This is a genomic window from Bacillus sp. FSL L8-0099 (genome assembly GCF_038006385.1).
Lineage (GTDB): Bacteria > Bacillota > Bacilli > Bacillales > Bacillaceae_G > Bacillus_A > Bacillus_A toyonensis.
This window is the reverse complement of sequence record NZ_JBBOVC010000001.1, coordinates 613,860-638,091: the sequence shown is the minus strand read 5'-3', so window position 1 is coordinate 638,091 and position 24,232 is coordinate 613,860. Positions and strand designations below refer to the sequence as shown.

Below are 24,232 nucleotides of genomic sequence, written 5' to 3'. Positions count from 1 at the left end.
CCTACTTCTGTTTAACTCTTTTCGCAAATAACCATGTTAACGTAAATGGGATTACAACTGCAATAATCATTCCTACAATAAACATTGGAATCGATTTCGGAATGATCGAAATAAATGCTGGCAATCCGCCAATTCCGATAGCAGGTGCTAATACACCATTTAATGTAATGAATATCGCTGCCACAGCAGATCCTATAATTGCTGCATAAAACGGAAACTTATTTCGTAAATTCACACCAAACATCGCTGGCTCTGTAATACCGAAGTACGCGGAAATTGCTGATGTCGATGCCATACTTTTATCATTTTGATTTTTAGAAATCCAGAACATTGCAAGTGCCGCACTACCTTGCGCAATGTTAGAAAGAGCGATCATCGGCCAAATAAATGTACCGCCGTGTTGTGCAATTAATTGTAGATCAATTGCAATAAACATATGATGCATACCTGTAATTACAAGCGGTGCATATAATGCTCCAAATAATACTGCTCCAACTACTGGTACTGTTTCATATACGCCTACTAATCCAGCTGTTAATAAATCTCCGACATGACGTGTAACTGGACCGATAATTCCTAATGCTAATACACCTGTTACAACGATTGTTGTAATTGGTACGACTAATAATTGAATTGCATTTGGTACATGTTTCTTTAAGAAAATCTCTACTTTACTCAATACAAATGCTGCTACTAACACCGGTAAAATTTGACCTTGATATCCTACCTTTTCAATTTGGAACAATCCTAAAATATTGAAGTACTCAATCTTTTGACCCTCTAAGCCAGTCGCTGCTTTTCCATAATCCCAGGCGTTTAATAAGGCCGGATGCACAAGCATTAAGCCCATAACAATACCTAGTATTGGACTACCACCAAAACGCTTCGTTGCTGACCAACCGACAAGTGCTGGTAAGAATACGAATGCTGTATTGGCCATCATATTAATTAAATCCCAAAGCCCACCTAAATTCGGATAAACATCTAATAAATTTTTACCATCAAAAAATAAGTCCTTTGCCCCTAATAAATTGTTAATCCCCATTAGTAAACCAGCTGTTACGATTGCTGGTAATATCGGCATAAATACATCTGAAAATACTTTTACAAACTTTTGAGCTGGATTTAACTTTTGATTTCCAGAATCTTTCACGTCAGCCACTGTCGCTTCCTTCATACCTGCAAGCGTTATCAATTCAGCGTAAACACGATCTACATCCCCTGGACCAATTACAATTTGAAATATCCCAGCATTATGAAACGCTCCCTTTACTAATGAAACAGACTGTAATTTATCATTATCTATTTTACTTTCATCTTTTAAAGCGATACGGAGCCTCGTTACACAGTGCGCAGCTTGTTCAATATTGTCTTTCCCACCAATATACTGCAACACTTCCTCTGCTGTTTTTCGATAGTCTTTCCCCATATTCCCGTCCCTCTTTTCTTTTTTTGATACCGTTTACACTTACATATTAACTCGTATATATAAGTTAGTCAACACTCGTATATACGAGTTGCTGTTTTTTTTATAAAAAAAAGATGAAACATTATTTCGTTTCACCTCTTTACTTTCTTCGCGCCACATCCGAAAAGTGAAAAATATCTAAGCGGTGACGTGATTCCGTATATTCGAACTGACTCCCATCATATAAATGAGTAAAGTTTTTCACAACGACAACATAATCTGTGCCATTTAAATCTAAATACTTTCGGTCATCATCTGTACACGGCTGCACTTCAATTACCCTTTGCGAATAACTAATATGTAGCCCTAATTCTTTCTCAATGTATTTATAAATTGATGCCGTTGCAATTTCTCTCGTTAATCCTGGAATAAACTCAGATACAAAATGATTTATATCTAAAATTACTTTTTCTCCATCAATATTTCGTACACGTTTAATATGATCTATTTCTGTTTTTTCTTTCACATTTAATAATTTTGCAACCTCTTTTGTCGCTTCTTCTTTCTCCATTTCCACGACTTCTGTAATACAATGACGTCCTAGACGCTCATTTTCTTCTTGAAAACTTACAATGCCACCGAAGTTAAACTCAATATTTTTTCGCTTTAATACAAAAACACCTTTTCCATGAATTTTTTGCACATATCCACGCTCTTGCAATAAATCTACTGCTTTTCTTACAGTACCTCGGCTTGCCTCATACTGCTTCATTAATTCTGTTTCTGATGGGATTTTGCATCCCTCTTTTAATTGCTTATTATCAATAGACTTACTGATTTCTATATAAATTTGCTCATACTTACTCATCATCTACAATAGCCCCTTGTCACCTTCTAATTCTATATGTATTATACCATGCTACACTCTTCTGCCAATCTCTCACTTATTTTCCAGTCCAAGAAAAATATAGGTAAATATTTAATCTCTAAAACGTATTTTTATAAAAATTTTTATATTTTTCTTTTCATTCAAAAAAACATGTAGTATACTAACTTCAAAATCAGAGGAGAAAGGGAGCAAAGAACTATGCTTACTTATACAACAATTGTAGTTACATTTGCACAAAAACATCATCATCATACGTAACCCTTGAAACCTAGCGGAAAAATTACGCGTAGGTACAAGGGTTATTCCCGTTGTACCTACGCTTTGGCGAAGAGCCATGTAGGTATTTTTTATCTACATGGCTCTTTTTTTATTGCCAAAAAGCTAGTAAAAAATGATGTTTAAGCAAATCTTACTACAAAGGAGTTAACAAAAATGGAAACGAAAAAATGGGGATTATGGGTTTTAACAGCTTTTGTTATCGGGAATATGGTTGGCGGTGGCGTATTTATGCTCCCAGCAAATTTAGCACAAGTATCAGGTCCAATGGGTTCTACACTCGCATGGAGTATTACAGGACTTGGCGTATTTATGATTGCACTCGTATTTGGAAATTTAGCAATTCGAAAACCAGAATTAAAAGCAGGACCACAAAGTTACGCTCAAGCGATGTTTCCTTCAAAAAAAGCAGGTAAAGTTGCAGGTTATAGTATGGCGTGGGGATATTGGGCTGCGAACTGGGCTGCAACAGCATCTGTTATTATTTCTTTTGCTGGATATTTATCAACATTTTTTCCAGTTTTACAAAGTAAGCAAATTCTCTTTTCAATAAATGGATTTTCACTAGAACTAGGAAAAGGGTTAACTTTTCTAGTATGTAGCCTTATGTTATGGGGAATTCAATATATTCTTTCTCAAAATATTGATCGAGCTGGAAATATGAATCTTCTTGCTACCATTGCAAAAATTATCGGATTTACAATGTTTATTGTGATTACATTATTCATTTTCAACGCCTCTAATTTCGGAGACGGTCAAACATTTATGAATGAAGCTGGACAATCCATCTCGTTAGGTGGACAAATCAATTCAGCTGCTATTGCAACACTTTGGGCGTTTATCGGCATCGAATCAGCAGTTATGCTTTCTAACCGCGCAAAATCACAGCGTGATGTAAAAAAAGCTACAATTTTCGGCCTAATTATTGCTCTTATTATTTACATGTCAATTACTTTACTTACAATGGGAGCTCTCTCGCAAGAAGCTTTAAAAGAGTCTCAAAAACCATTAGTAGACGCATTAAATTTAGCAATCGGCAATAAAGGCGCATATATAATGGCGTTACTAGCACTTGTATCTTTATTTGGATCTACTGTTGGCTGGATTGTTGTTAGTTCAGAAGTACCTTACCAGGCTGCCAAAAATGGACTTTTCCCTAAGTTTTTCAGTAAAACAAATAAAAAGGGTAGTCCTTCAAAATCATTATTTATTACAAATGTGATGACACAAATCTTCTTATTCTCAACGATTTCTGGCACTGTTTCAGAAGCATATAATTTCGCTATCGTTGTAGCAACATTAGCTTATTTAATTCCATACCTTGTTTCTACTCTGTACCAATTTAAATTGGTTATTACAGGAGAAACATATGATATAATGCCAGGATCTCGAATAAAAGACGGGGTTATTACTACATTAGCATTTGTATACTCTATTTGGGTTATCAAAACGGGAACTGCTGATTTAAAAACGTTCTTCTTAGGAATTGGATTGTTTATATTAGGTCTTATTCTTTACCCCGTATTAATGAAAAACTCACAAAAAACGAATTAAAAAAAGAGAAGCTTTTAGCTTCTCTTTTCTATTAAAAATCCGTAATTAACTTTTCTTTTAACTCTCCTACGGATAAAGGTTTTGCATAATAAAATCCTTGTACATAGTCACAGCCCATGGATTGTAATAAACTTTCTTGTTCTACCGTTTCTACCCCTTCAGCAACTACTGCTAAATTTAAACTATGGGCAATTTCAATAACAGATTTTACAATCGTTCTTTCTGGCTGTGCATGATCATAATGAAATTCACGAATAAAATTACGATCAATTTTTACGATATCAAGTGGCAATTGTTTTAAATAATACAATGAGGAATAGCCAGTTCCAAAATCGTCTAAAGCAATTAATACGCCCATACTTCTTAATTCTTGTAATGTAGCGATAATATAATCAAAATGGCGAACAGCAATACTTTCCGTTATTTCTAAAATTAAACGATTCGGAGGAAAACCAGTTCTCCTTAAGATGCTACGTACAGACAAAATAAAACGCTTCTGCATTAATTGTTGTATGGATAAATTCACAGATAACCTTAATCCTTCTTGGTAATCCGGTAATGTTTTAAACAGGCGACACGATTTTTCTAATACCCAATCTCCTAATTTTATAATAAGTCCAGATTCTTCAGCTACTGGAATAAATTCGCTTGGTGAAATAGGCCCTTCTTCTGTCATACAGCGCACTAAAGCCTCAATGCCAGTATATTTCTTCGTTTTCAAATCAATGATAGGTTGTAATACTACATCTAATTCTTCATCACGAATTGCCTTTTGCAAAGCAAACTCGATTTTCATTCTACGATTTATTTTTGCACGTAACTCATCTGTAAAGAAACACGCCGCATTTCTTCCCTGTTCTTTCGCACTATACATAGCTAAATCCGAATTTTTCAATAGTGTTTCCACGTCTTGTCCATCTTGTGGATATGAACAAAGTCCTAGACTAGCTGAAATGTATACTTCATGACCTTCAAGCATAAATGGTGCCTGAAAACATGACAATACCGATGTCGCTAACTGCCGCATCTCATCTTGTGTATGTTCATTTGTTAACAGCACAAATTCGTCGCCACCTAGCCTAGCCAGAACATCTTTCTCTCCTAACACATAATGCAACCGTGAAGCAACTTCGCTTAAAAGTAAATCTCCTATCATATGACCTAACGTATCATTTACTAATTTAAAACGATCTAAGTCAAAGTATATTATGCCAAATTCCTTTTTCCCTGCAATCAGCTCATTAACAGTCGTTATTAGCTGTAATCGGTTCGGTAAACTCGTTAAAGCATCATGATATGCAAGTTCCCTATAACGGCTTTCACTCAATCGTAATCTCTGTTCTGCTTCTTTTCTACTACTAATATCATTTCGAATCGCGATAAATTGATACGGCTCTCCTTTTTCGTTTAAAAATGGAACAATTGTGGTTTTAACCCAATAATATGTACCATCTTTTGCTTGATTTTGGATTTCACCTCTCCATACTTTCCCATTCAAAATACGCTTCCATAAGTTTTGAAAAAAAGTTTTCGGATGATATCCTGAATTTAAAATACGATGATCTTTTCCTATTAACTCTTCTCTTGTATATTTGGAGATTTCACAAAACTTATCATTTACATATGTAATAAGACCTTTTCGGTCTGTAATTGCAACAATTGAAGACTCATCTAATGCTAACTTTAAATCTCGCAATGAAGAGTCATATAATGCATGACCTCTTTGTTCTAGCATGCTCATCTCTCCTTGCTTCCTATCTAACTAAAACACAACTTGTTTCTTTTCATAGAAATAGAGATATTTCATTTTCTAATAATAACCCTTTACATACATCACATTTTGAATTATGCCGATTAAAATAACATAATATTATTTGTAAAAAAAAGCAATATAATACCGTTCCAATTATAATTAGTAGCTTCTCATCTCCCTAATTAGCTTGCCTTATTATACCGCATTCCTTTAACTTGCTCTATGCAACCCTTGTTTCCTACTCATTCCACTCGCGTCTAACCTCTATGCTTTTTAATAGCAAAATAGACATTAGAACATACTATATAACTATTCACGAATAATAATATAAAAGTTTAAATTGGTATATATGTTTTTGAATTACAATAATAAAATATTAACATATTTTTACCTTTATTTTGGAAGTATTTCATAAATAAATATAGTATTAAACAAAAAAGAGGATAACCTCTTTTTTGTTTAATACTGATATGGTATTTGCTGATAACCTGGGTATGGGGCTGGATATGTTACTGGGTACGGTGCTGGATAATAACCTCCACTTGCTGCACCCGTTAATGCACCTGCTGTAAGCCCACCTAACATACCTCCCGCAAAACTTCCTGGGAAAAATCCGCCGCCCCATGAGCCGCCTCCACCCCAGCCCCATCCACCACCGTGATGATGATGGTGATGATCATAATGGTTGTGTCCTCCATGATGATTATGTCCGCCATTATGATGGTGTCCTCCATGATGATTGCGATAATACACTCCGTTATTTTCTATATAATTCATTATTCACCTCTCCCTTTCAATTTCCTCACTTTAATATTGTATGAATAATACGGATCTTGTTGGTAATCTGGATAATAAGCATAATTCGAGTAATATGGATAACCATATCCGCCATGACCAAATCCTCCAATTGGACGACCATACATTTTATTCATCCTTTTGCTATATAAAGTGAAATTTTAATCGGCGCGGGCTTTGTCCCTCCCCACTGATTATTAGCCCAAATCAATCGGGCATTTATGGACAATCATTTCCCGCCTAACTTCCTTGCACTCGTCGAATTTTGAGATGGGATTTTTACTACCCAGCAAATAGCGGGATAACAACGTAACAATATACTGTATGTAGGACAAATGCGGAAAGTATAGGACAAATGTCTATATTTTGTAAAAAAAACAAAACACTTTATAATAAGGATGTCAGATTATATCTTCTATTTAAGAAGTCTATATTTAAGAAAGATTAGAGGAATTATATAGAAATGAAGAAACCTATCGTTCAATTATTATTAATATTTACAATCGTATCTATCGTTCTTTTCCTATTAAATACATCGGTTATTTCGTTATATACGTTTGTCGGTGCTCTATGGTCCATCACAATCGTAGGAATTTCATTCGTTATTTTTATAGAAAATAGATCTCCCCAAAGTACTTTAGCTTGGTTTTTAGTATTAGCACTTCTTCCCATTGTAGGTGTACTTTTATACTCTATTTTCGGGCGTAGCCGTTGGAGAAGAAAAAAACATCTCCATCGTTCAGAAGAACAAAGAAAATTATTCCGCGAAATATTAGAAGGAAGACGACTAGAATTATCACTCACAGTCCCATTACATGAACGTTCCATACATTTAACAAAAGTCGTACAAAAATTTGGAGGCGGGCCTGCCGCAGATAGAACGACGACAAAACTTTTAACAAACGGCGATCAAACCTTTTCAGAAATTTTGCAAGCAATCGAGAATGCAAAACATCACATACATATTCAATACTATATTTATAAATCTGATGAGATTGGTACAAAAGTACGAGATACTTTAATACAAAAGGCAAACGAGGGTGTTATTGTACGCTTCCTTTATGATGGACTCGGAAGTAATACGTTAAGACGACGATTTTTACAACCTATGAAAAAAGCTGGAATTGAAATTGTCGAATTTGACCCTATTTTTTCAGCTTGGTTACTGGAGACAGTTAATTATCGTAATCATCGTAAAATCGTCATTGTAGATGGAGAAATTGGTTTTACCGGAGGGCTTAACGTAGGTGATGAATATCTTGGTCGCTCAAAAAAATTCCCTGTTTGGCGTGATAGTCATTTAAAGATAGAAGGAAAAGCATTGTATAAATTACAAGCCATCTTTCTAGAAGATTGGCTTTATGCGTCTAGTGGATTGAATACTTATTCTTGGGATCAATTTATGAATAGACAATACTTCCCAGGAAAAGAAATTCTGGATGCAACAGGTGCGGTGCAAATTGTAGCAAGTGGACCAAGCTCAGATGATAAAAGCATTCGTAATACATTACTAGCTGTTATGGGCTCAGCCAAAAAATCTATTTGGATCGCTACACCATACTTTATTCCGGATCAAGAAACTTTAACATTATTACGCTTAAGTGCAATATCTGGCATAGATGTACGCATTTTATATCCTGGTAAGAGTGATAGTATTATTAGCGATCAAGCATCTCAATCTTATTTCACTCCACTTTTAAAAGCCGGTGCTTCTATTTACAGTTATAAAGATGGATTTATGCACGCAAAGATTGTACTCGTTGACGATAAAATTGCAACAATCGGAACAGCAAATATGGATGTACGTAGCTTTGAATTAAATTATGAAATTATTAGCGTACTCTATGAATCAGAAACCGTTCATGATATTAAACGCGATTTTGAAGAAGACTTTAAACACTCTACTGAAATTAAATGGAACTCATTCCAAAAAAGAAGTATCAAAAAAAGAATATTAGAGTCCTTTATGCGACTGATTTCTCCTTTACTATAAGCAATCAATGTGATATTGATTGCTTTTTCTTTTATATTTCCCCCTTCTCCTTTTCTTTGCATACCATATTAAAACAAGTTATCATAAGATGTATTACTTTATGAAAATAATGTTAGGTGGGAAATACATGTTAGAACAATTTCATATACATTCTGATTTAAAACAGCAGCTTTCTACAATTCATGAAAAGAATAAACAAGAAGCTGGTGAAAATGCTCATTTAATCGGTACTAAAATATATAAAGCATCTGATAACAGCATTATCGAAGATGCTATTACGGCACTTCTTCTTGGCAAAAATATTCTATTAAAAGGACCAACTGGTAGTGGTAAAACAGTACTAGCGGAAACTCTTTCTTCTTTATTCCAAAAACCAATGCATAGCATTAACTGTTCTGTCGATTTAGATGTGGAAGGTATTTTAGGATACAACACATTACAAACGAAAGACGGAGCATCTGAAGTTACGTTCGTTAACGGTCCTCTTATGAAAGCAATGAAAAACGGTCACTTCCTATATATTGATGAAATCAATATGGCAAAACCTGAAACGTTACCACTTCTTCACGGTGCACTAGATTACCGTAAAATGATTACAAACCCATTTACACAAGAAGTTGTATACGGTGATAACGAATATCGCGTAATTGCTGCGATTAACGAAGGTTATGTTGGGACAAGTGAACTAAACGAAGCATTAAAAAACCGTTTTGTTATTATTGAAGTTCCTTATATTCAAGGTGACACATTAAAAGAACTATTACTATCTGAATCAAAATTAAATGATGTTGCAACAATTGAAAAGTTCGTTGCATTTGCAAGCGACCTTATGCCTTTAGCTCGTGATGGGCGTGTAAGTGAAGAAGCAGCAAGTATTCGTGGTATTATCGACGCATGCGATTTAGGTGTATATATTCCTGTTATGCGCGCTATTGAGCGAAGCATTATTGCGAAATTAAATGATGAAACAGAACAAATGACTGTCCGTGAATTAGCAGAAAGTTATTTCTTTGAGGGATAATTCATGAGACAAATTTTTAGTGACAAAAAAATTGATGCGTCGCTGTTTCTACAAATGGAAAACTTAATGTATGCCCTTCTAAAAGAAGACGATGCCTATCTTGAATATGGCTATAAAGCATACTACGACGAAATTGAAAAAAAGGTTGTCATTAGTCACTTTTGGGATGATCGAAAAGAAGAAGATACAGTAATCGGATTAAAAAGCGAAGTGTTCTTAAAAGCACTTGGTAATAAACATTACTCGGACATGGCTTTAATTCGTTCTTACGCGATTGAATTACAAGAATCGCCCCTAAAGAAGTTCTTAACACAATTATTTGTTCTATTAGAAGATTTACGTGTCGAGGAAATCGTAAAAAACTTACGACCTGGCACGAAACATATTTTTAAACGCCGAAAAGAAATGTACCGCAATTACTTCGGCTCACAAAATGAAATAAACCGCGTTCGTAACTATCACGGTGATCGTCTATTTTGTCTATGTTACCTTTCATTAACGAGCGATAAATATGAAATGTTTACTAATGAATATTTCGAGCAAATTGAAGTAATTTTGCATGAGACATTCCAAGCCCGTAATACGGAAGATATTATGTATATCGTTGAGAAAATTCGCTACCGCTTAGAGGAGCTTCTTGAAAATGATATGCTTAACAATTATTTCGGACATGCTCCGCTTTATTTATCTGTCATTGCAGATGAAAAGAACTGCCGCGTTGAAGATTTAGCAAATGATGATACGCAGCTCATAGATGACGATGACAATAAAAACAAAATGGATGAAAGCTTCTCCACATGGCATCGTGAAAATAAAAATAACGAAAACGAGAACTTTTTACGCTTTGAATTAGAAAGCGGAACAAAAACAAACATGATGGGTGATACTGCTCGTGAATCAGAAGATGGCGATCAAGCACTTGGTTCTGTACAAGGTACTTCTCAAAAAAGTACACAATCCAACTTTGATGGTGCTGATACAGAAGAAGCAAGAGCTTCACACGCTTCTAGCCAAAGCGAGGGTGCATATGGTAAGTATAATGTAGGTGCCTCTCATACATTTAAAGAAGCTCGCAAATCAAATCCTGACGAGAAAAAAGATTACCAAGCTATCAAATCAGTCGTTAATAAAGATGTAAAAGAATTAAAGAAAATTATCGAAAAAACGATTGAAAATAAAACGAATGCAAATAGTGATAAATACTACGGAAGACTTCGGAAGAAATTCCTTCGTATTTATACTGAAAAGCAGCCGCGCATGTTTTATAAAAAAGGACAAGAATCGCAAGAGCTCGACGTTGCATTCCAACTATTAGTGGATTGTTCTGGTTCTATGTATAACAAAATGGAAGAAACGAAGAAGAGTGTTGTCTTATTCCATGAAGCGTTGAAATCTTTAAAAATCCCGCACGCTATTAGCGGATTTTGGGAAGATGCTTCTAGTGCTAAACCTGAAGATAAACCGAACGTTATCCATGAGGTTGTAAATTACAAAAACTCAACGTTACCAAACGTTGGTCCAGAAATTATGCAACTTCGTGAAGAAGAAGATAACCGCGACGGATATATTATTCGTATCGTTTCTGAAAAGCTTGCGAAAAGACCAGAAAAACATAAATTTCTATTAGTCTTCACAGACGGTGAACCTTCTGCCCTAGACTATCAACAAGACGGAATTTTAGATACGCATGAAGCTGTGAAACTCGCTCGTAAAAGTGGTATGGAAGTAATCGGTATCTTCATCGAAGAAGGCGAAGCGAAAGAAGCGACTTATCAATTAATGAAAAACATTTATAATCATCACTTCTTAGTTGCAAATCATGCTGAAGATTTACGATTGAAGATTAAACCATTGCTGAAAAAACTATTACTGAAGACGATTGAATAGAAAAAAGGAGCCTTTTGGCTCCTTTTTCTCGTTCAATTACTTTTTTTCTGGTTGAAACTTGTATGGAATGGCTACTTCTAACAATGACTCGAATCCTCCATCGTAGAATGGGAATCGTTCATTTGCAATTGTTCGCTCCACCCACTCTATCGCAGAAATTTCTCCCTCATCTTCTGCATGTAGCTCGCCCGTTAGTACTTTCGCTCGAAATGTAAAAAGTAGTGCGTGATTCCCGGATTCTTCAAAGAATTTTTCATTGATTGCAACAAGTCCACCTGCCATAGCAGTTAAACCTGTCTCTTCTTTTACTTCCCTTACTAGAGCTTCCTCTAACGTTTCACCCTTTTCAACAGCCCCGCCTGGCAATGACCAAACGTTTTGTTCTACATTATGTACCATTAATATTTTATCTGTTTCTTCGTCATGTATTAGTGCATATATGACATCAACTCTTTGCATGTTATTTTCCCCCTCTCAAAAAGAATGAAGAGCCGATTCCTAAGAATCGACCCTTCCTATTAGTTCATCACTAACTCAGCTGTGAGCTTTTTTTTTAACTTAGCCAACATGTCCGTTGTCATTTTGTCTAAATCGTATTCTGCTTTAAAGCCCCACTCTTTCATTGCTGCTGTTGCATCAATAGAGTTTGGCCAGCTATCAGCGATTGTTTGACGAGCTGGATCTACTGCGTAATCCATTGTAAACGTCGGAATGTGTTTACGAATTGATGCTGCAATTTGCTCTGGCTCGAAGCTCATTGCTGTAATGTTGAACGCATTTCTATGCACTAGCTTACTTGAATCAGCTTCCATTAATGAAATGATCGCTTGTAAAGCATCTGGCATATACATCATATCCATGTACGTTCCTTCAGCAATGTATGAGGTGTATGCACCTTTTTTAATCGCCTCATAATAAATTTCAACTGCATAGTCAGTTGTTCCGCCTCCTGGAGGAGCTACGTAAGAAATTAAGCCTGGGAAACGTACACCGCGCGTATCAACGCCAAACTTTTGATGATAATAATCACATAGTAATTCTCCTGCTACTTTGTTTACCCCATACATCGTAGTAGGACGCTGAATTGTATCTTGTGGCGTATTATCTTTCGGCGTTGATGGACCGAATGCACCGATAGAACTTGGCGTGAAAAACTTACAGTTTAATTCACGAGCTGCTTCTAATGCATTTACAAGTCCACCCATATTTAAATTCCAAGCAAATAACGGATTTTTTTCTGCTGTTGCTGAAAGTAAAGCTGCTAAATGAATAATTGTATCTACTTCATTACGCTTTGCAATATCATGTAGTTTTTGCCCATCTGTTACATCTAACGTTTCAAATGGACCAGACGTTACTACTTCACTATCTGTTTCACGAATATCTGTTGCAATAACGTTTGATGCGCCGTATACATCACGAAGTTTCATTACTAGTTCAGAACCAATTTGCCCTAAAGAACCGGTTACTAGAATTTTTTTCATTTTCCCCACTCCTCATTTGCAAGCTATTCAAAAGATGTCGTTACTTAAATGATGCCCATTTCTTTCCCTACTTTTTCATATTTAAGAATTGCTTCATCTAGCATTTCCTTCGTATGAGCTGCTGTAGGCATATTACGAACGCGTCCTGTTCCTTTAGCTACAGTTGGGAACACGATAGATTTTGCGTATACACCTTCTTCATTTAGACGTCTACTAAATTCTTGTGTTAATACTTCATCACCAATAATACAAGGTGTAATTGGCGTTTCACTTTCTCCGATGTTAAAGCCAAGTTCTTTTAACCCTTGTTTTAAATAGCGACCATTTTCCCATAAACGATCGTGTAACTCTGTGCTTTCCATTAAGATCTCAATTGATCTCATGCAAGCTGCTGCATCAGCTGGTGTTAATGCTGTAGAGAATAAGAATGGACGTGAACGAACTTTTAACCAATCAATTAAGTTTTGTTTCCCTGCTACATATCCACCAATTACCCCAATTGCTTTTGATAATGTACCAATTTGGAAATCAACTCTATCAGAAAGACCGAAGTGCTTCACAGTACCTGCACCTTTTCCAAGTACCCCTGAACCATGTGCATCATCTACATATGTCATTAAATCTAGCTCTTCTGCAATCTCAACAATTTCTGGTAATTTTGCAATATCTCCATCCATTGAGAAAACACCGTCTGTAATAACCATTAATTTATTGTAAAGACCTGATTCTTTCGCCGCGATTGCTTTTTGGCGTAAATCTTCCATATCAGAATGTTTATAAACGATGATTTTCGCTCTTGATAGACGACTACCATCAATAATAGATGCATGATTTAATTCATCTGAAAGAATCGCATCATTTTTATCCATAACAGCTGAAATCGCTGCCATATTACAATTAAATCCTGATTGATAAGCAATTGCTGCTTCTGTATGTTTAAACTTTGCAATTGTTTCTTCTAATTTAATATGCAAATCTAAAGTACCGTTAATTGTACGAACAGCTCCTGCCCCAACACCGTACTTATGAATTGCACCAATCGCTGCTTCTTGTAAGCGATTATCAGTCGCTAATCCAAGATAGTTGTTTGAAGATAAGTTAATATATTCTTTGCCGCCAATTGTAATAATCGGTCCATTTGGACTTTCAAGCGGATCAATTACGTTATAAAGCCCCTTTGATTTTAAATCCTCTAAATTTTCTTCTAAAAATTTCGCAAGTGTTTTACTAGACATCGTGAAGCCTCCCATCGTTCATGTAAGCGGATTATTGTCTTAATAGTTCTAATAATCCCTCTACTAGCTTAACACGTTTTCAGAATTTATTATAGAAAAATAGTTTAAAGAAACCGCTTACAAATTTTAATTATATATGATTCATTACAAGAAATCTATCATTTACATTCCATATTTGATAGAATTAAAAAAATATTTAGGGAGGCTTCAAACATGGCATTTACAGAATCTGATGTATATAATAACGAAGCGTTTTTTGAGCAATATATGGAACGAAGATACCGCGAAAATAGCCCCAATGAATCCATTGAAAAGCCAGCATTCTTTCAACTCATTGGTGATGTAAAAGGAAAACAAATTCTCGATTTAGGTTGTGGCGATGCTAAGTTTGGCGAGGAATTATTAGAAAACGGATGCCACTCTTACACTGGCATTGAAGGCTCTCAGCTTATGTATGAAAAAGCTAAAAAACAACTAGAAAATAAAAATGGATCTGTTCATTTGATAAACCTCAAAGATTATACATACTCCCCATCCACTTTTGATTTAGTCACATCTAGACTCGCTTTACATTATATTGAACATCTTCATATCATTTTTCAAAATGTGTACAAAACTTTAAAAACAAATGGAACCTTCATCTTTAGCGTTCAACATCCTGTTATTACCTCTTCATTTGAAAGCTTGCAAACGAGTGGTAAAAGAACGAGCTGGTTCGTCGATGATTATTTTAAACTAGGCAAACGGGTTGAACCATGGATTGACCAAGAAGTTATTAAATATCATCGTACAACGGAAGAGTATTTCACATTATTACAGCAAGCCGGATTTACCATTATAAATCTAAAAGAAGCTACACCAAATCAAACCTATTTTCAAAGTGAAGAGGAATATGAACGACGTTTACGAATTCCCCTCTTTCTATTATTTTCTTGCAAAAAATAAAAAGACGATGAATCCCCATCGTCTTTTTTCGTTATCTCATTGCTTGAGCAACTTCTTTAACTAATCGTCTTCCTCTTCCGTGCGGGATACATAGTGGTGTTCCAAACAACGGATCCGTACTGATTTGACACTCCATACGGAATACATCCCGAACTAACTTCTGGTCAATAACTTCTTCTGGTTTACCTTGTGCATATATTCGTTTATCTTGAATAGCTACAATGTTGTCTGCATAACGGCATGCCAAATTCAAATCGTGTAATACCATAACAATTGTTCGTTGCTCTGTTTCATTTAATTCAAATAATAAATCTAGCACTTCAATTTGGTGAGTCATATCTAAATATGTAGTTGGCTCATCTAGTAAAATAATGTCTGTATCTTGTGCAAGCGTCATTGCAATCCAAGCACGTTGACGTTGCCCACCTGAAAGAGCATGCACATCCCGTTCAGCAAATTCTGTCATACCTGTTGCTGCAAGTGCCTTCTGTACCATTTCCTCGTCTTTTTCTGACCATTGCTTTAACCAAGTTTGATATGGATAACGTCCTTGCTTTACAAGTTGCAATACTGTAAGCCCTTCTGGTGCTTGGGGTCCTTGCGGTAAGATTGCCATTTGACGAGCAATTTGCTTCGTTTGCATACTTTGTAACGCTTGATTATCTAACAAAATATCACCATTTGTTGGCTTTAATAATCTAGCTAGTGAACGTAATAAAGTTGATTTTCCACAACCGTTAGAACCGATGAAGATTGTAATTTCACCTTTTGGAATTTCTAAATCCAACTCATCGATAATAATTGTTTCACCATAGGACAGCGTCAAGCGTTTTGTCTCCAATGCTTTTTGCATATTCATCTCCCTTTATGAATTCCGACTTTTATAAAGTAAATAAATAAAATAAGGTGCACCAATTGCTGATGTAAATACCCCTGCTGGAATTTCAAGTGGTGTGAAAATTGTGCGCCCGATTAAATCCGCAGCGAGTACTAAAATTGCACCGACAATAGCTGCAACTGGGAGTAATGCACCGTATAAAGAACCAACTAATCTTCGCGAAATATGAGGTGCCATTAAACCAACAAACCCAATCCCTCCGGCAAAGGCAACCGCCCCACCAATTAAAGCTGTACTAAGTAATAACATAAATACACGCGACTTCGTTAAAGGAACACCAAGTCCTACCGCTATATCATCCCCTAGCTCTTGTGCATTTAAATGTCTAGCAGCAATAAAGGATATTACCGTTAAAATGAGCACCCAAGGCGCAAGTACCATCACATTTTGCCATGAAGAGCCGTAAACAGTACCTGTAATCCATACATTTGCTTGGCTCGCTTGATAAATTGGTGCTAATAACATAAATAACGTTGTTGCCGCTTTCGTTAACGCCCAAAATCCAACACCAATTAAAACAAGACTAATCGGTGATAAGCCATCATTTTTCCATGCAAATAAATATACAAAAAGCGCTACAATCGTCGCTCCAGCAAAAGCTGCGAGCGGCATATAATGAATGCTTACTGTTAGCGCATTGTTTTTATCACTAAATATAGCTAAAAAGAGTACAACTGCTACGCTTGCACCACCTGTAATTCCAATGATATCAGGGGAAGCAAGCGGATTTCTAACGAGCCCTTGTAAAATACAACCTGCTACAGCAAGTGCAATTCCTACAAGGATCGCAATTAAAATACGCGGCATACGAAACTTATTTACAACCATATTTGACATCGCATCGCCATTTCCAGTAATCGCTTGCCATACGTCATAAGGAGCAATCTTCATATCTCCCATACCTGCACTTGCAAAAAATAATCCTATTAAAATTACTAATAAACTCACCAAGACGAGACTAGCTCGTTTATACATTAAAAACGAGAATCCATCTTTTCCTATACGAAACGGGATATACTTCTTCATTTGCTAAGCCCTCTCTTACGTGCAATATAAATAAAGAATGGGGCCCCGATAAATGCTGTCATAACCCCTACTGGTACTTCTTGTGGCATAATGACATATCTTGCGGCTATATCCGCTAAGATTAATAGTATTGCACCTAACAATCCGCTATAGGGCACTCTCCATCTGTGGTCAACTCCAACAAGAAATCTGGCAAAATGCGGAGTTACAATTCCTATAAATCCTATTGGGCCAGCAACCGCAACTGAACCACCCGACAACAATACAATAATGAGTAGTACGAATGATTTCATTAAAATTGTTCGTTGTCCGAGACCTTTTGCAACATCTTCTCCCATCATCAATGTATTTACTTTCCCTGCCATCATAAGAGAGGCAATCCATCCTACTAATAAATACGGAAATACAGATTGTAAAATTTCTATTTTTCTTCCTTGTACAGATCCGGCAAGCCAAAACAATACTTCTTCCATTGCCTTTTCATTCAAAACAAGCAACCCTTGTGTTAATGATGAAAATAAAGCACTTATCGCGACACCTGCTAATGTTAACTTAAGAGGAGTCGTCCCTTCTTTTCCTAAAGAACTAGAAGCAAATACAAGTACAGCTGCAATTGCCGCTCCTAAAAAGGCAATCCACGTGAAAGCCGATAATGACGTCACGGAAAAGATAACAATTGCTACAACTATGAAGAACGCAGCGCCTGAATTTAATCCAATAAAATCTGGTGAAGCAAGTGGATTCTTAGTTAAAGTTTGCATAAGACAGCCTGCAATGGCTAAACTAGCACCAACACTAGCTGCAATTAACGCCCTAGGCAGACGTACATTTTGAATAATAATATGTTCATTGGAACCATTAAAATGGAAAAAAGCATCCAATGCTAGTTTCCAACTCGTATTTGTATATCCGAAAATAATACTTCCCCAAATACAAATAACGACTGCAATGATTCCAACAAATAATCCAATCCATTTTGCTCGATTTGTTTTTAATAACATGCAGCGTTTCCCCTTCAATGTATAATGATACGTTGTTAGTGTATTTCAACTTAATTCTCATTGTCAACGGAAATGAGAATTATTTTCAGCCATATGTATTGACAATCAAAAGATAAAGGCTTAATATCATGCTTGCTATTGAAAAATATTCTCAACATGTAGGGGGTACATAATGAATTTCATGCGGAAGAAATCGTTTACAGTATTTGTATTTTTACTAGCATTTTCAATGCTTTTAAGTGCTTGTGGAAAATCAAATAACAAAGAAGAATCTACAAAAGAAGATAATAAAAAAGAAGTGGTTACTGTAGAACATGCAATGGGTAAAACAGAAGTTCCTGCTAATCCAAAACGTGTAGTTATCTTAACAAATGAAGGAACTGAAGCTTTACTTGAATTAGGTGTGAAACCAGTTGGTGCTGTAAAGTCTTGGACTGGTGACCCATGGTATCCACATATTAAGGATAAAATGAAAGATGTAAAAGTTGTTGGTGATGAAGGACAAGTTAACGTTGAAACAATTGCTTCTTTAAAACCGGACTTAATTATTGGTAACAAAATGCGCCACGAAAAAGTGTACGAACAACTAAAAGCAATTGCACCTACTGTGTTCTCAGAAACATTACGTGGTGAATGGAAAGATAACTTCAAATTTTATGCAAAAGCATTAAATAAAGAAAAAGAAGGCCAAAAGGTTTTAGCTGATTACGAAACACGTATGAAAGATTTAAAAGGCAAACTTGGTGATAAAGTAAATCAAGAAATTTCTATGGTACGCTTTATGCCTGGTGATGTTCGTATTTATCACGGTGATACATTCTCTGGTGTTATTTTAAAAGAACTTGGATTTAAACGTCCTGGTGATCAAAATAAAGATGATTTTGCAGAGCGTAACGTATCTAAAGAACGTATTTCGGCAATGGATGGCGATGTATTATTCTACTTCACATTCGATAAAGGCAATGAGAAAAAAGGTTCTGAACTAGAAAAAGAATATATAAACGATCCTCTATTTAAAAACTTAAATGCAGTAAAGAACGGAAAAGCATACAAAGTTGACGACGTTATTTGGAATACAGCTGGCGGTGTAATGGCTGCTAACTTGCTACTAGACGACATTGAAAAACGCTTCGTTAAATAAATTTATTCTAACCAGCTCCCCTCTTTTATGGAGCTGGTTTTTTCATTTCACTGAAGTGTCACATTATTTCATTTTGTATTTTTATTCCCAATATGTTATATTATAAAAGTAAATAGAATATATTTTCTCTATATCAGAATAAATATTTTAATCTAAATTTTCTGATTAATCACTATTTTAAATTCGTTTAGAATTCAATTACTACATTTGAAAACGCTTATTATCAAATTTTCAGGGCAAAATACAATAACGGTTGAAGAAAATAGAACTTTTTTAGAAATTTTCTTTCTATTTCCATATAATTCTATTGACTTCTAAATATTTTGTAAATTAAAATGATTACATAAATATCCGTTATACAGGATTAGGGGGAAACAAAAATGGATGCAGCTTTAAAATTAGACAAAGCTGGAGAGCAACAATCACCAAAAAAACATCCACCAGGGTTATACTTGTTGTTCTTTACAGAAGCATGGGAAAGATTTAGTTATTACGGAATGCGTGGCTTATTAGTTCTTTATTTAACAACGAGCTTAGTAAGCGGCGGTTTAGGCTTTGATAAAGCAGTTGCAGTTCAAATTTACGGTATTTTCACAATGCTTGTATATTTCACACCTATTATTGGTGGCTGGTTAACTGACCATTTCATTACGAAACGACACGCCATTACTATTGGCGGTATCATTATGGCGATTGGTAACTTCGTACTATTTTCAATGAATACGAAAACTGGACTATTTTTAGGATTAGGATTATTAGTTATCGGTAACGGATTCTTCAAACCAAATATTTCGACTTTACTAGGTCAATTATATAGCGACAACGATTCTCGTCGTGATAGTGCCTTCACTATCTTCTACATGGGAATCAACTTAGGAGCTCTTATCGCTCCATTCATTTGCGGTTACTTCGCAGATTATAGATACGGTTTCTTAACAGCTTGTATCGGTATGATTATTGGGCAGATTGCATTTAACTTATTAGCACCTCGTTACTTAGGATCAGCTGGAACAACAGTTGTGGGTAAAAAATCTAAAGAACAAAATGCAAAAGCTGTTGAGAAAAAACCTTTAACACCACAAGAGAAAAAACGTACTGTTGCAATTTTAATTTTAACTTGTTTCGTTGTATTCTTCTGGGCAGGATTTGAACAAGCTGGTAGTTCTTTAACACTTTACACAGATAAGTTCGTAGATCGTACAATTGGTGGATTTACAATTCCAACACCTTGGTTCCAATCTGTAAACCCATTATTCATTATCTTATTAGCATTACCAGTTTCTGCATTATGGATTAAACTTTCAAAAACAAAAAATGGTGATTTAAAAATCCCTACAAAAATGGCTTTTGGTATGATTTTACTAGGAGTCGGGTACTTAGTTTTAACTTTAGCTGTTCTAAAAACTGGTAGCGATGAAGGTAACATTACAATGAAAGCAAACTTACTATTCATTGTATTCACTTACATGTTCCACACAATCGGTGAACTATTCTTATCACCAATTGGATTATCTATGGTAAGTGCAATCGCTCCTGTTAAATTAGCATCATTATTAATGGGTGTATGGTTAGCTGGTACTGGCTTTGCAAACTTATTAGCAGGACAATTAGCTGCTTTCACTCAATCTTTAGGATATTTAGAAGTATTTGCAAGCATCGGTGTTATCGTAATCGTACTAGGATTAGTACTTCTTATGTTCTCTAAGAAAATTGCACATATGATGGAATAACAAAAAGACGCTTCTAAAATTAGAAGCGTCTTTTTTATTATTTCTCCTCTAAAGCCATCACGTCCACATGAACGCTCTCACCAGGATTAGATACGTCATACACTTGGGCACTCCCCTTCTGCTCATCACAGCTCTCAATCCATACTGGTACGCCCTCATATGTAACGTCAATTTTACTTGAAGAAGATAAGATTTGTTTCACACGTTGCACATCCATACTACTATCCCTCCTTTTGCTTACTACACTCCTTTCTATTTTTTCTTTTCCTTTTAGAATATATTCCGTAAGGCAGCATGTTGATTGATAGTCATTTCTTCCTCACCTGTTAATATTTACTCTCTCGATACCTTTCTGACAAATAAAAAAAGACGTATATTTCACACGTCTTTTTCCATAATATTCAAATTTTAAGAAAATAATGTTTTTACTACTGCACTTACTTTATCATTATGGATTTGATAATACACTTCTAATCCTCGTCTCTCAAAGCGTACTACCTTATTTTGCTTTAACTTTGTTAAATGTTGTGAAACCGTTGATTGCGGAATTTCTAATACTTCCTGTAGTTGTGTTACATTACACGTTCCACGTTGCATTAGTTCCATTACTAGGCGTAGACGCAAAGGATGCGCTAACGCTCTTAACATTTGTACATCTTCTTCTGAAATACGACATTCGAATTGATTTTGGCTCATAAAGTTCCCCTCATTTTCGTTTTTATTTTCTTTTTATTTATTTATATATCTGTTCTTATATTTCCTGTTACGACATAACTTTATCAACCTATAACGCTGAAAATTTTTTCCACCTTTATCAGCATAGAATTCAGGAAAAAATCCTTACTGATTTTGAATATTATACTATATGATATAACGAAAAAGCAAAACAAAGGGCTACAAATACTTTGCTTGCAAACGTTGTTTTATCAGGCTTTTTGTTATATTTTCACCTCATTGAAACGCAAAGTAATGATATTGTAAAATACCGTCTATAATTGATAAACTTCCGTAAAGTAGTTGGAGTATACTTAACCTCTTTGTTACACTAAAAGGAATTTTCAGTAAAAAGAGATGCTCTAGTATTAAGAATTTGCTTCTTATTTTTTATTCATATTACATTTGGCTGGAATGTTATTCAAAACCTCATAATGAAATAAACCACTCCTTCCCCCACTAGATCAAACAGGACAGATAAGTGCAATATATCAAACTTTATATTCGATACAAAAGACGGCATCTACTATACACCTATTGGGACAATGACATATGAACAAAATACTCACTGAATAAAGTTTCACTTTAAAAAACGCACTCAAATACATTTAAGTGCGCTTTTTGTCTACTTTATGAACAAAGCTTTCTTTTAACACTATTATGGAATAATTATACTTTTTTACGTTGACAATAGTGTTGAAGGAGAATATACTAAGCATGTAAGTTGATTGTGAATTGTTTCACAAATAATGTGAATTTCTTCACATAAAATAGATAGGAGTTGTCATTATTATGAGTACTTGGACACAAATTTATGACCCTTTAAACAATATTTGGCTATCTGCACTAATCGCAGCACTTCCAATTTTTTGCTTCATTATTTGTTTAGTGGGATTCAAAATGAAAGGTTACATGGCTGGGCTTTACAGTGTAATTGTTGCTATTATTCTTGCTATATTTGTTTATAAAATGCCTACAACTGCAGCAGTAGCATCTGCCGGATTTGGTGTTTTATCTGGATTTTATCCAATTTGTACTATCGTTATCGCAGCTATCTTCCTTTACAAATTAACTGTTAAAACAGAACAATTCAATGTCATTCGTGATAGCATTTCAAGTATTACAAATGATCAACGTTTACAAGTATTATTAATCGCTTATTCTTTCGGCGCTTTCTTAGAAGGCGCAGCTGGTTTCGGTGTTCCGGTTGCTATTACAGCTGCATTACTTGTAGGTATGGGCTTTAATCCATTAAAAGCAGCGGGTATTTGCTTAGTAGCTAATATCGCTGGTGGTGCTATGGGGGCTATGGGTATTCCAGTTACAGTACCTGCACAATTAACTGGAATAGATGCATTAACTGTCGGTCGTCAAGCAGTTTACATTTTGCCATTCATTAGCATTGTTTTACCGTTCTTACTTGTTTCAATGGTAGATGGATTTAAAGGCATTAAAGAAACTTGGCAAGGTATTCTTGTAAGTGGTGTTTCTTTCGCAATTACTCAGTTCGTTGTAACTTACTTCTTAGGCGCTGAACTTACTAATATTTTCGCAGCAGTCATAAGTATGGTCGCTCTTGCATTATTCTTACGTGTTTGGCAACCAAAATCTTCTGCTAAAGAAGAAAAACAAGAAGAAAAAGAATCTCATACATTCAATCAAATTTTATATGCTTGGTCTCCATTCGTATTCTTAACTGCATTTGTAACAATCTTTAATTTAAAACCAATTAAAGCTTTATTTGCTCCGGATGGTCCATTAGCAAACTTAGTATTTAACATTCAATTCCCTGGTCTTCATAATCAAGTTATAAAAACTGCACCAATCACAAAAGCTGATACACCTTTCGCAGCGATTTTCAAACTAGATGTATTCTCTTCTACAACTACTGCGATTGTATTAGCAATTATCGTTTCACTTATCGTCTACCGTGTAAACGGCAAAATGATTAAAGAATTAATGATTGAAACAATAAAAGAATTAAAGGTTCCAGTATATACAATTTGTAGCGTTATCGCTTTAGCTTACGTAGAGAACTACTCTGGTATGTCATCTACACTTGGACTTGCATTCTCTTCTACTGGAAATGCATTCCCTATTCTTTCTCCAATCTTAGGATGGATTGGCGTATTCATTACTGGTTCAGTAGTATCTAGTGGTTCACTATTCGCACCACTTCAAGCAGTAACTGCCGATCAATTAAACATCGTCCCATCTACTCTCGTTTCATTAAACGTAGTTGGTGGCACAATAGCAAAAATGGTTTCACCACAATCTGTAGCAGTTGCTTGTGCAGCAGTTGGACTAGTTGGTAAAGAGTCTGCTCTATTTAAAACAGTGATGAAATATAGCTTAATCTTCTTAGCAGTTATTAGCTTACTTCAATTAAACGCTGTATTTAATATCTTTTAAAAAATAAAACACCGATCCAAATGGATCGGTGTTTTTTACATTACATTTTTTTATCCCGCATTAACGTGGG

At 35.3% G+C, this 24,232-nt stretch carries 21 protein-coding genes; 8 read left to right on the top strand and 13 right to left on the bottom strand.

Annotated elements, in window-relative coordinates; all coding sequences use genetic code 11:
- Position 1: 1 nt before the first annotated feature.
- Both treP and treR read right to left on the bottom strand, forming a co-directional pair.
- Positions 2 to 1,429: a PTS system trehalose-specific EIIBC component gene (gene treP / locus MHH42_RS03225; protein ID WP_340892885.1), complete on the bottom strand. Its 1,428-nt coding sequence runs from the start codon at positions 1,427 to 1,429 to the stop codon at positions 2 to 4.
- A 139-nt stretch (positions 1,430 to 1,568) separates the two neighbouring features.
- Positions 1,569 to 2,279: a trehalose operon repressor gene (gene treR, locus MHH42_RS03220; protein ID WP_000987224.1), complete on the bottom strand. Its 711-nt coding sequence runs from the start codon at positions 2,277 to 2,279 to the stop codon at positions 1,569 to 1,571.
- Positions 2,280 to 2,729: 450 nt separating this feature from the next.
- On the opposite strand from treR, the gene MHH42_RS03215 reads away from it, so the two are divergent.
- A complete protein-coding gene (locus MHH42_RS03215; RefSeq protein WP_000448439.1) occupies positions 2,730 to 4,127 on the top strand; it encodes an amino acid permease in 1,398 nt (465 codons plus the stop codon).
- Positions 4,128 to 4,158: 31 nt separating this feature from the next.
- Here MHH42_RS03215 and MHH42_RS03210 read toward each other — a convergent pair whose 3' ends face one another.
- The 3 genes from MHH42_RS03210 to MHH42_RS03200 form a co-directional block, all read right to left on the bottom strand.
- A complete protein-coding gene (locus MHH42_RS03210) occupies positions 4,159 to 5,862 on the bottom strand; it encodes a putative bifunctional diguanylate cyclase/phosphodiesterase (RefSeq protein WP_016107522.1) in 1,704 nt (567 codons plus the stop codon).
- A gap of 477 nt (positions 5,863 to 6,339) precedes the next feature.
- The gene (locus MHH42_RS03205; RefSeq protein ID WP_016107521.1) at positions 6,340 to 6,657 is read right to left on the bottom strand and encodes a hypothetical protein; all 318 of its coding nucleotides are present in this window, start codon (positions 6,655 to 6,657) and stop codon (positions 6,340 to 6,342) included.
- Positions 6,657 to 6,803: a hypothetical protein gene (locus MHH42_RS03200; protein ID WP_000274355.1), complete on the bottom strand. Its 147-nt coding sequence runs from the start codon at positions 6,801 to 6,803 to the stop codon at positions 6,657 to 6,659. Before MHH42_RS03200 ends, MHH42_RS03205 begins: the two co-directional genes overlap by 1 nt.
- 335 nt (positions 6,804 to 7,138) lie before the next feature.
- Between MHH42_RS03200 and MHH42_RS03195 the strand changes: the two genes are divergently transcribed.
- The 3 genes from MHH42_RS03195 to MHH42_RS03185 all read left to right on the top strand — a co-directional run bounded on the left by MHH42_RS03195 (position 7,139) and on the right by MHH42_RS03185 (position 11,576).
- Complete coding sequence (locus tag MHH42_RS03195; protein ID WP_340892882.1) at positions 7,139 to 8,668, top strand: cardiolipin synthase; 1,530 nt, start codon at positions 7,139 to 7,141, stop codon at positions 8,666 to 8,668.
- Positions 8,669 to 8,795: 127 nt separating this feature from the next.
- On the top strand, positions 8,796 to 9,689 hold the full coding sequence (locus MHH42_RS03190) for an ATP-binding protein (RefSeq protein ID WP_340892881.1): 894 nt from the start codon (positions 8,796 to 8,798) through the stop codon (positions 9,687 to 9,689).
- A 3-nt stretch (positions 9,690 to 9,692) separates the two neighbouring features.
- A complete protein-coding gene (locus MHH42_RS03185) occupies positions 9,693 to 11,576 on the top strand; it encodes a vWA domain-containing protein (RefSeq protein ID WP_001248839.1) in 1,884 nt (627 codons plus the stop codon).
- A 36-nt stretch (positions 11,577 to 11,612) separates the two neighbouring features.
- Here the strand turns inward: MHH42_RS03185 and MHH42_RS03180 are convergent, their stop codons facing one another.
- From MHH42_RS03180 to MHH42_RS03170, 3 genes are read right to left on the bottom strand one after another with little or no spacing between them, the layout of a single operon-like run.
- Positions 11,613 to 12,035, bottom strand: coding sequence for an NUDIX hydrolase (locus tag MHH42_RS03180; protein WP_016107518.1), 423 nt, complete (start codon positions 12,033 to 12,035; stop codon positions 11,613 to 11,615).
- A gap of 59 nt (positions 12,036 to 12,094) precedes the next feature.
- Positions 12,095 to 13,060 (bottom strand): L-threonine 3-dehydrogenase, encoded by a 966-nt coding sequence (locus tag MHH42_RS03175; RefSeq protein ID WP_000723133.1) that lies wholly within the window; start codon positions 13,058 to 13,060, stop codon positions 12,095 to 12,097.
- 44 nt (positions 13,061 to 13,104) lie between these two features.
- The gene (locus tag MHH42_RS03170; RefSeq protein ID WP_000095899.1) at positions 13,105 to 14,295 is read right to left on the bottom strand and encodes a glycine C-acetyltransferase; all 1,191 of its coding nucleotides are present in this window, start codon (positions 14,293 to 14,295) and stop codon (positions 13,105 to 13,107) included.
- A gap of 213 nt (positions 14,296 to 14,508) precedes the next feature.
- Between MHH42_RS03170 and MHH42_RS03165 the strand changes: the two genes are divergently transcribed.
- Positions 14,509 to 15,240: a class I SAM-dependent methyltransferase gene (locus tag MHH42_RS03165; protein ID WP_340892880.1), complete on the top strand. Its 732-nt coding sequence runs from the start codon at positions 14,509 to 14,511 to the stop codon at positions 15,238 to 15,240.
- Positions 15,241 to 15,271: 31 nt separating this feature from the next.
- Here MHH42_RS03165 and MHH42_RS03160 read toward each other — a convergent pair whose 3' ends face one another.
- The 3 genes from MHH42_RS03160 to MHH42_RS03150 are packed head-to-tail and all read right to left on the bottom strand — an operon-like array spanning position 15,272 to position 18,165.
- A complete protein-coding gene (locus MHH42_RS03160) occupies positions 15,272 to 16,093 on the bottom strand; it encodes an ABC transporter ATP-binding protein (protein ID WP_001167946.1) in 822 nt (273 codons plus the stop codon).
- 12 nt (positions 16,094 to 16,105) lie between these two features.
- Positions 16,106 to 17,164, bottom strand: a complete 1,059-nt coding sequence (locus MHH42_RS03155; RefSeq protein ID WP_000760041.1) for a FecCD family ABC transporter permease — start codon at positions 17,162 to 17,164, stop codon at positions 16,106 to 16,108.
- Positions 17,161 to 18,165 (bottom strand): FecCD family ABC transporter permease, encoded by a 1,005-nt coding sequence (locus MHH42_RS03150; RefSeq protein ID WP_000925228.1) that lies wholly within the window; start codon positions 18,163 to 18,165, stop codon positions 17,161 to 17,163. The genes MHH42_RS03155 and MHH42_RS03150 overlap by 4 nt, the downstream gene beginning before the upstream one ends.
- A gap of 172 nt (positions 18,166 to 18,337) precedes the next feature.
- Between MHH42_RS03150 and MHH42_RS03145 the strand changes: the two genes are divergently transcribed.
- On the top strand, positions 18,338 to 19,306 hold the full coding sequence (locus MHH42_RS03145) for an ABC transporter substrate-binding protein (RefSeq protein ID WP_001010273.1): 969 nt from the start codon (positions 18,338 to 18,340) through the stop codon (positions 19,304 to 19,306).
- A 380-nt stretch (positions 19,307 to 19,686) separates the two neighbouring features.
- Positions 19,687 to 21,036 (top strand): peptide MFS transporter, encoded by a 1,350-nt coding sequence (locus MHH42_RS03140; protein WP_000338302.1) that lies wholly within the window; start codon positions 19,687 to 19,689, stop codon positions 21,034 to 21,036.
- Between the two features lie 37 nt (positions 21,037 to 21,073).
- Here MHH42_RS03140 and MHH42_RS03135 read toward each other — a convergent pair whose 3' ends face one another.
- Entirely contained in the window at positions 21,074 to 21,253 is a 180-nt protein-coding gene (locus tag MHH42_RS03135; protein ID WP_016107514.1) for an acid-soluble spore protein H, read from the bottom strand.
- Between the two features lie 191 nt (positions 21,254 to 21,444).
- Positions 21,445 to 21,732: an ArsR/SmtB family transcription factor gene (locus MHH42_RS03130; RefSeq protein ID WP_000081428.1), complete on the bottom strand. Its 288-nt coding sequence runs from the start codon at positions 21,730 to 21,732 to the stop codon at positions 21,445 to 21,447.
- A gap of 810 nt (positions 21,733 to 22,542) precedes the next feature.
- Here MHH42_RS03130 and MHH42_RS03125 point away from each other — a divergent pair.
- Positions 22,543 to 24,162 carry an L-lactate permease gene (locus MHH42_RS03125; RefSeq protein WP_016107513.1) on the top strand — a complete coding sequence of 540 codons (1,620 nt, stop codon included), beginning with the start codon at positions 22,543 to 22,545 and terminating at the stop codon, positions 24,160 to 24,162.
- Positions 24,163 to 24,232: the final 70 nt, after the last annotated feature.